The 8,090-nt window shown below is 65.4% G+C and carries 7 protein-coding genes; 4 read left to right on the top strand and 3 right to left on the bottom strand.

The window, feature by feature from the left end:
- On the top strand, positions 1-220 hold a 220-nt coding region (locus tag D2N39_RS23030), incomplete at its 5' end, for a hypothetical protein (RefSeq protein WP_199725339.1).
- Between the two features lie 319 nt (positions 221-539).
- On the opposite strand, the gene D2N39_RS22000 is transcribed toward D2N39_RS23030, so the two are convergent.
- The 3 genes from D2N39_RS22000 to D2N39_RS21990 form a co-directional block, all read right to left on the bottom strand.
- Positions 540-3,068: an AAA family ATPase gene (locus tag D2N39_RS22000; RefSeq protein WP_119136862.1), complete on the bottom strand. Its 2,529-nt coding sequence runs from the start codon at positions 3,066-3,068 to the stop codon at positions 540-542.
- Between the two features lie 86 nt (positions 3,069-3,154).
- Complete coding sequence (locus tag D2N39_RS23210; RefSeq protein WP_199725338.1) at positions 3,155-4,186, bottom strand: hypothetical protein; 1,032 nt, start codon at positions 4,184-4,186, stop codon at positions 3,155-3,157.
- A gap of 83 nt (positions 4,187-4,269) precedes the next feature.
- On the bottom strand, positions 4,270-4,797 hold the full coding sequence (locus D2N39_RS21990; protein WP_147373540.1) for a hypothetical protein: 528 nt from the start codon (positions 4,795-4,797) through the stop codon (positions 4,270-4,272).
- Positions 4,798-4,917: 120 nt separating this feature from the next.
- Between D2N39_RS21990 and D2N39_RS21985 the strand changes: the two genes are divergently transcribed.
- From D2N39_RS21985 to D2N39_RS21975, 3 genes are all read left to right on the top strand, one after another.
- Positions 4,918-5,109, top strand: a complete 192-nt coding sequence (locus tag D2N39_RS21985; protein ID WP_233557373.1) for a hypothetical protein — start codon at positions 4,918-4,920, stop codon at positions 5,107-5,109.
- 614 nt (positions 5,110-5,723) lie between these two features.
- Positions 5,724-7,046, top strand: coding sequence for a DUF4365 domain-containing protein (locus tag D2N39_RS21980; protein WP_119136860.1), 1,323 nt, complete (start codon positions 5,724-5,726; stop codon positions 7,044-7,046).
- Positions 7,043-7,966 carry an argonaute/piwi family protein gene (locus tag D2N39_RS21975; protein WP_199725337.1) on the top strand — a complete coding sequence of 308 codons (924 nt, stop codon included), beginning with the start codon at positions 7,043-7,045 and terminating at the stop codon, positions 7,964-7,966. Before D2N39_RS21980 ends, D2N39_RS21975 begins: the two co-directional genes overlap by 4 nt.
- Positions 7,967-8,090: the final 124 nt, after the last annotated feature.

Raw genomic sequence — 8,090 nt, 5'->3', positions numbered from 1 at the left:
GACCTCGGCGCTGACCTCGGCGCTGACCTCGGCGCTGACCTCGGCGCTGACCTCGGCGCTGACCTCGGCGCTGACCTCGGCGCTGACCTCGGCGCTGACCTCGGCGCTGACCTCGGCGCTGACCTCGGCGCTGACCTCGACGCTGAGGGGGCTGAGAAGCCGAAAGTGCAGGCGCCCCCGGGCGAAGGTGCCTTCGGCCGTGGCAAGACCAGTTGTGTGACACGACTCTTCTCCGGCCTGTCCCTGATCCGGGGCCGCCCGCATCGCGGATCGGGCGGGGTGCCTGCGGCGCTGTGTTTGGTTTTTTTGGATGGGTGGGGTTTGGGGAGGTTTGGTTCATTGCTCATTGGGTCCGAGGAAAGAAAAAGGAAAAGGAGAACCGCCACCGCTATCACCTGAGCGGGGTGCCTGCGGCACCTGTGTCGGGTTCTTTTGGGCAATGGGGTATTTGGGTTCTTTTGTTTGAAATGATCCTGTCGGTCTCCCGCCGCTGTTCCTGCGTCATCGCGCGAACAGCGGCGGGAGCTATGGCGCGTGGATCACCGGGTTCCGTCCTCGGCCAGGTCAGGATCGCTTATGTCCGGCATTTGGTCGTGTCCACCTGCGTGCCCGGTGTCGCGTCCCTGTCCGAAAGACTTTCCCCCGAGTACCGATTGCCGAGCTGTCAGCACGGGATTGTGGGATTCGGGCATCACGCCTTCGGGTGCGCGGCTGGCGGCCGCTTCCAGAACAACGCGGTCGAGGAGCGCCGCGAGGGCGGGTCCGGACAGCACGCCGGTGGCCTCAAGGGTCGCCGACATCTCGGCCAGCAGCTTGCGATTTGCGGTCAGGATCCGTGTCGCGCGTGCTTCGGCGTTGCGCAGATGGGTCTCGACACGTGCCCGGAGGCTGCGATCGTTGCGCAGGTGGCCCTCGCCCCCGTCGACCGGGCCAAGCCAGATGAGCGATTCCCCGAGCCCCCAGGAGATCTCCAGCGCCGTCGCCAGCCGGGTCGCCTTTGCGAGATCGCTTTCCGGAGCGCCTCCCGCGCCGGTCGTGATGCGACCGAAGATCAGCTGCTCGGCGGCCCTGCCCGCGAGGTTGATGGCCAGATGGGCCTCAACCAACGGCCGATCTTCTGCATGGTCAGCCAGGCTGGCGGCGGTGAAACCGCCATCGAAGGCGAGCGCGACGGTGGACACCCGGGCACGCCCGGTTGCGACCCCGACGATGGCATGTCCTGCCTCGTGCGCCGCGACGATCCGGCGCAGCTCCGGGTGCAGCGGGGGCCGCGCCTCCGTGATCGCGGCGGCGAGATCATCGAGCGTGAGGTCGCGCCGGTCCCGCCGCGCCGCGCCCCGGGCGCTGCGCACCGCTGCCGCGATATCGGCCCCTGACATGCCGAGGGCGGCCTGCGCCACCGCGGAGAGGTCAGCATCGGGGAGGTCGGCACCGAGCTGCCAGCGGATCGCTTTGGGCAGAAGCGTGAAGTCCGGATGGGGCAGCGTCAGGATCCGGTCGAATCGACCGCGCCGCACGATGGCTTTGTCCAACTTCGAGAGATGGTTCGTCGCCGCCATCACGACGACTCCTTCATGCCCCTCGAATCCGTCGAGCAGGTCGATCAGCGCGGTGACGATGTAGTCGGTGTAGGCGGAATTGTGGTCCCGGGGCCGAGCCCTGTCCCCGAAAGCATCGACTTCATCCAGAAACAGCAGCGCGGGCGCTTGCTCGGCCGCGGTGGCAAAAGCGGCCCTCATCGCCCGGATCATGTCACCGGAGCGGCTGCTTTCGCTCGACCACCTCGCCACCGACCCCGCGACCACGGCAATCCCCGCTTCTTGCCCGATGAGCCGGGCGAGCTGCGTCTTGCCCGAGCCCGGCGGCCCGACCAGAAGCGGTCCGCGCGCGACGTCGCGCCAGCCGATCTGGCCCTCCTGCCAATCACGCAGATCGCGGATCATGGCCTCAAGAGGGTCGCGGACAGACTTTGGCAGGGGGAATTCCGCCCAGCCCGCGCCTTCGGTCGGGGGCGGGCAGAGCGCCGCGGTGATCGCCCGCACCGCGGCCTCCGGATTGGCCGCGCGCAGGGCGAGGGTGGCCCGGTCCGGATCGAGGCGTGAGACCCGCGCAGAGCCCGGAAGGGCTGCGAGGGCCGAATCCGCTCGCTGGCCGGGGTAGGCCATGTCGAGCAGCACCGCGAGCATCGTCCGGTCCAGAGGCGCCAGCACGCATACCCGCGGATGAAGGTCGCGGACTTCACGCGGCGCCGTGCCGGCGACAGCGGTGACCAGCACCAGCGCCCTGCCTTTCTCGAGCGCCTCGCCTGCCTTGTCCGTCAGGCCGCCCAGAGGACGGTGGCGCTCGGGGCTGCCGGTCCGGACGGCATCCAGCGCGTACAAGAGTTCGAGGGTGTGGGCGACGTCCGGCCAGAGCGCAGGTTCGGCCACGATCTGCTCCAGCGTCTTCTTGACGGCATAGTCGAGGGTGGCGCTGCCGGTGGCCAGAAGGGTGACCGCCCCGCGCTCGCCGAAGGCGGCGGCCAGCGCCTCTGCGTTGCCGAAGGTCGCGGCGATCCGGACCGCCGAAAGCAAGGTCCCAGCCTTGGGGCGCCAGAGAGTGGCAGGCTCTTTCGCCGTCGGCGGGCAGGGCGGCAGCAGCGGACCAAGATCCGCCGCTTCGATCTGGTCGAGCAGGTCATCGACGGAAAGGGTATCGTCGGCGTCGGCGTCGGCGTCGGCGTCGGCGTCGGGAACGGTCGCGGCGTTGGCCCCGGCAGGTTCTGCCGACCCGGACTTGCTGGCCTGCGCGGTGGTGTGGGCAGCATCCTGATCGGGCGTTGCCGGGGCGGCGTCTGAGGCGCTCGCCGCCGGACCGGCGCCCGGCTTGGCGGGGGCCGAGACGCGCCAGCCGGCCCAGCCGCAGCCTTCGACCGCGGCGAGGATGGCCTCGGCAAAGGGCCGCCAGTCGGGCGTCAGGAGCGCCGTCTCCGGCGCGGTGGCGGCGGGATTAACGCCCAAGGGCGTTTGCGAGGCAGGCATGGCTGCGGAGGACATCAGCGCATGGGAACGGAACACGGGTGCCGTCATGACAGTCTCCTGTGACAAGAGAAAAGAGGGAGGCGACCCGCCGCCAAGGGCGGGAGGCAGGCTTGAAAAGGCAGGGGAAGCAGGGGTCAGGCGGGACGCTTATCCGCCTCGATCTGGTCCAACAGGCCCATGATCAGGGCGAAACCCCACGCCTCATATATCTCGCTCTTGACGTTCAAGACCCCCGCATAGACCTCCGGCGGGACGACGACGTCGAGATGATGCCGCCGCAGAGTCGCATGGGCGGCGGATTCCTGAGCGCAGGCGTCATGGCCGGTCGCCATGGGCAGCACCCGGACCAGCTCGACTCTGGCGCTGCGCGGCAGGCCCAACTGATGGCGGTGCCGCTTGACCGGGGTCTTGGAGAAGCCGAGCTTCAGAACATGAAGTCCCATCTGCGGCACATCGATCCGAAGCAAATAGATGAAGGAGTGCCGGGCGTTCCAGGCGCTGCCGCAACGGGCACATTTGACCTGGCCCCAGCTCATGTTGACCCGGGCCACCCTCTGAACATGTCCACAGCTGTGCTGGTAGACCCGATAGCCGGGGTTCCCCTTCGGATCCCGGCTCAGGCGTGTCCAGCCCTGACGAGAGGCTTCGTCCCGTTCGCGCGCGCGGAGACAGCGTTCGCAGCGCAGGTCGATGCGTTTGGCGGCGACCCGTTCCACGAACTCGAACTGCCGGCGGACAACATGGCCGCAGGCCGCGCGATAGAGGCCGTATTTGTGATGCCGACCGTCCCGTCGCAGGAAGTTCAGACCCGCAGCTCGGGCGGCATCGGACAGATCGGCCTCCGCGCAGGCGCCGCAGCGGGGCTGCGCGGTCCGCAGCGTGTAGGCCTTGTGCGCCGTCAGACCCCCGCAGGCGGCGCACTCCAGCGCGACATGGAAGCGATCGCGGACCCGGGCATGGACCCGAAATCCTTTCGCCCGCGCGAAATCGTGCCAGGTGGCGGGAACCCGGCCGGGGAAGTCCACCCAGGCGCTGGCGGGAACATGGCGCGAGCGGTGCGGCACATGCAGGCGGCGCTGGCGGCTGGTGACGACCTCATAGGGGACACCGCGGACAGAGGGTCGCGTGGGGCGGGGTGCTTGGGGCTTCAGCTGGGGCTTGGGCATGGGATGCTCCTGAAACGGCATGACGATGGAGAGGGCGCGGGAAAGCCCCGCGCCGGTCGCAGTCTCGAAAAGGGGAGAAGGGCTCAGGCCGACAGGGCCGGACCCGCGTCACAGTCGAGGCCGGGCTCGGCCCAAGCCTGAGCGCGCGCATCGAAGGGATCCTCAAGCGCCAGCCAGGACTCGAGCCCATCCAGCGCCATGTCGACCTGCAGGTTGACCTGGTGCGCCCCGGCAATCTCACCCGGCACCCGATAGGCCCAGCGGCGCAACCGCGCATTCGCACGCAGGTCCGCGACCTCCTCGGGGTCGGCTGACTCGATCACATCCATGAACAACTGCGCCACCCGCTGCACGCTGCGGTTAGCCTCACCCACCGCCGTGGCCGCCAGAACCGCCGCGCAGGCCGCCTTCGTCGCCGCCAGCGACGCATCCGCCGCCCGGATCCACAGATCAACGGCCGGGTCCTGACCCGAGTACCCGCACAGATCCCGCTCGTCCTCGAGCAGACGCGGAAGCGTGCCGAGGAAGGCGGTGAAAAGGGCCACAATGGAAACCGACGAGGACGGGGCTTTCCCATCACACTTTTTGACGCTATAAAGAGAAGTAGTCATTCCAGTCTCCTTGCATGAGGGTCTGTGTCTGGCCAGGACGGGGTGCGAGGATCCAGCTCTGCCCCGTCCGTCCATGAACACTAAATAATGACATAAAGTCGTAAAGTCAAGAAGTGCGCCATGAAAAAAATGGGTCGCCCACCCGTCGATACTGAAGCTGTGACCGTGCGTCTGCCTCGCGAACTGATCGCCGGGCTCGATGACGCGCGTCGTGAGGATCCGGAAATGCCGACGCGGCAAGAAGTTATCAGGCGGATTCTGGTCGCATGGCAGGCTGGTCGCTCGGCCCATGACGACGCTGGCGCATCCTGAGCGCCGCTGCCTCTGGCAGGTGCATGTGAAGGGCCGCTCTTTCGCCTAAGGATTGAAGCGCCGCTGACGGATCGTGAAGTTCGCCTTCCTCGACCGTCGCGCGCCAGGCAAGCCTGCTCCTTGGTGTCAGGCCCGTTCGTCGATCGCGCGGGACGCCGAGGCGCATCTGGACCGGCTCTTCGATCTCTTGCAGGTCCAGGATCTACCCAAGCAGGGGGGGGAGGGGATATCAGTTCAACCTCCCCAACCGGGTCCCCGGCAGGCCGAGGGCATACACCGGCTGTCGTGCTATATCTTGCGCTCTGCGGCAGTCGGATAGGGGCGGAAAGCGGACTTGCAGCGGCGCGGCAAGGCAGGTGCAGCGACACCGGGAAAACGGACTCTCATATATTCTTCAGCGGCCAACGAGTCTGAAGCCGCCTGAAAGGCGGATTCGTTCGCGCAGTGGTTCGATCCGTCCCGCAAGTCCGAATGGGCCGACTACGCCACCCCTCGGCTGGCCAGATGCAGTATTAGCCGCCAGATCGGTGCGAGGCAGAAGTGTCAGAATCCGCGTAGCGGCAGCGTTTGCAGTATGATGTGCAGCGTTCCGAAAATGCCCTATACTTGGTGCTATGGCCAAGTTTCTTACATCCAACCAGATGCTCGGAGAGATCGGCGAGGCGGCGGTGCGTCGCCGGTTTCTGGACATGGGCTTTCAGTTCGACGGCCGCGGAAGACTCGAGGCTGGCATCGACGGCATCGCCGAAGTGATGATCGACGGGAAGCCGCTGGCGCAGATGATTGCCGTGCAGGTCAAGGCGACTGAGGAGGCGAAGTACACGTCCGAGACGGACCACGGCTTCACCTATCTGCTTAGGAGTAAGGACCTTGAATACTGGCGACCGTCAAACCTGCCTGTCATCATCGTTCTCTACCGCCGCTCCGATGAGACTTTCTACTGGAAGGAAGTCCCGCGCGGTGTCAGCGCGGAGGATCGCCGGCTGCAGTTCGACAAGCAGCAGGACATTCTCGACAGGAATGCCGTCGACCGCCTCGCCGCGTTGGCTGTTCCGAAGGTCGGTGCGGGCTACTACGTTCCCCCGCTGGGCGACGGTGAAGAGGCGCTGGTCAACATCCTGCCACTCATTCTGCCGTCGGAAATCTACGTGGCTTCGACCCCGTATTCGGGGCGCAGAGCGACGGCGCTGCTTCTGGAGAGCGACGAGCCCCCGCGCTTCGACTGGGTGATCCGTGGCGGTTCGTTCTGGTCGTTCCACGACCCGAGAAAATCGTCATGCCGGGAGATCGTCAATCTCGATCAGGTCGAGGCCGTGGAGACGAATTACCTCGCTTTCCATGAGGACCTGAACGAGCAGCATCATTTTGCGTATCTCCTCAAGAACGCGCTCAGGCACCAGGTCCGTGCCGATCTGAGCTGGCACAAGCAGAATGCGCTGCTCTACTTCAGGGCGCTGGCCGCCGACACGCCGCGACGGTTCTACTACGAGTCTGCGAAGAACAAGACTCATGCCGACGTCGTCAATGTCGTGACCAGCAAAAAGGACCAAGGAAAGGTCGCCTACGTCCGGCACCATGCCTTCGTACCGCGCTTCGAGGTGCTCGGCGATCAGTGGTATTTGGTCATCACCCCGACCTATTACTTCACGACCAACGGCTTCACGCCGCACTCGTATCCGCATGCGCTTCTTTCAGGCAAGAAGCGGCTCGATAACAGCGGATCGCTGCGCGGACAGGTCATCATGTGGCACAGGTTTCTAACCCGGAACGAGCGGGCCAGCGACGATCTCTTCGCGACCGAGCAGGCTGAAGAACCTTGCCTCGCATTTGCCGAGCCGCCGCAAATCACTCTCGATACACGGGTGCCGGAAGACGTTTGGGGCTCTCCGAAAAAGAAGGCGGAGGAGAGCGCCGACCAGGAAAGGCTCGCAATATGATGAATTTCGAAAGCAAAATCTTCGCCGAGCCGGAGCTGGAGTTTGGCGACAAGTATCACCATCCGGACCCGCGGCTCGGTCTGATCGAGGCCGGTCCGCTGCAGGCGCCGCTCGGTGATGTGATCAAGATCGGGGTGGTCGGCAGCGCTAAGACTGTCGAGGACACGGGAAAATTTCTCGCGGCCGCAACGGCAGGCTTTGCGGGCAAGTCGGCCAGACACCCGAACCTGCATCCGGATTTTCCAGGGCTGGGCAATGCCAATCCGTTCAACTGCCGGTTCGAGATAAGCGAGGAGGCATCATTCGCTTTGCCCCAAGGCCGGATCGAAAAGATCAGGAAGGAGCCTGATCACAAGAAAGCTGTCGAGATGGCTGTCGACGAGATCATCACCCAGCTCGAGACCTTAGATGAGAGCAGTCACCGCCCGGATGTCGCGATCGTTGCCTTGCCGGTCAGCCTGATCGAGCGCGTCTGGAGCGCGAAGGTCGATGCCAAGAGCTCGACTGAAACAGAGGACAGCAGCGGTTCAGATGCCCCAAACTTTCGGGGCATGCTCAAGGCGCGGGCGATGGGACTGAGCTTTCCGGTGCAGATCGTCTGGGAGGACGTCATCGACGATGAGGCCAAAATCTCTCAAAAGGTTAAGGAGAGTAAGGCGCGGGACATCCAAGACCCGGCTGGGCGGAGCTGGAACCTTCTAACGACGCTTTACTACAAAGCCACTGGCCGCATTCCTTGGCGCCGCAGGGCGCGCGAAGGCGAATTTACGGCCTGCTATGTCGGTATCAGCTTCTACCGGGAGGCCGGCGGCCAGCAGCTCTTTACCAGCGCTGCGCAGATGTTCGACGAGCGCGGACGCGGTTTCATCCTCAAGGGCAAGCGCGCCCAGACTGAAAGCCGTGGCCGCCACCCGTACTGAACCGCCCCGGGTTTGCCGGAGGCTGATTTTGGTTAGTTACGCGGCGATGTCTTCAGTTTCCAGAGCGGCGTAGAAGTTTGCCTCTGCTTCTGCCGGAGGGACGTTCCCGATCGGCTCGAGCAGG

Source organism: Gemmobacter lutimaris (assembly GCF_003570715.1).
GTDB classification, from domain to species: Bacteria; Pseudomonadota; Alphaproteobacteria; order Rhodobacterales; family Rhodobacteraceae; genus Gemmobacter; species Gemmobacter lutimaris.
Note: the sequence above shows the minus strand (reverse complement) of the source record. Positions and strands in the feature narration are given on the sequence as shown.

Coding starts and splice junctions, on each gene's coding strand:
- D2N39_RS22000 (WP_119136862.1), bottom strand. CDS start 3,068: ATGACGGCACCCGTGTTCCGTTCCCATGCGCTGATGTCCTCCGCAGCC.
- D2N39_RS23210 (WP_199725338.1), bottom strand. CDS start 4,186: ATGCCCAAGCCCCAGCTGAAGCCCCAAGCACCCCGCCCCACGCGACCC.
- D2N39_RS21990 (WP_147373540.1), bottom strand. CDS start 4,797: ATGACTACTTCTCTTTATAGCGTCAAAAAGTGTGATGGGAAAGCCCCG.
- D2N39_RS21985 (WP_233557373.1), top strand. CDS start 4,918: ATGAAAAAAATGGGTCGCCCACCCGTCGATACTGAAGCTGTGACCGTG.
- D2N39_RS21980 (WP_119136860.1), top strand. CDS start 5,724: ATGGCCAAGTTTCTTACATCCAACCAGATGCTCGGAGAGATCGGCGAG.
- D2N39_RS21975 (WP_199725337.1), top strand. CDS start 7,043: ATGATGAATTTCGAAAGCAAAATCTTCGCCGAGCCGGAGCTGGAGTTT.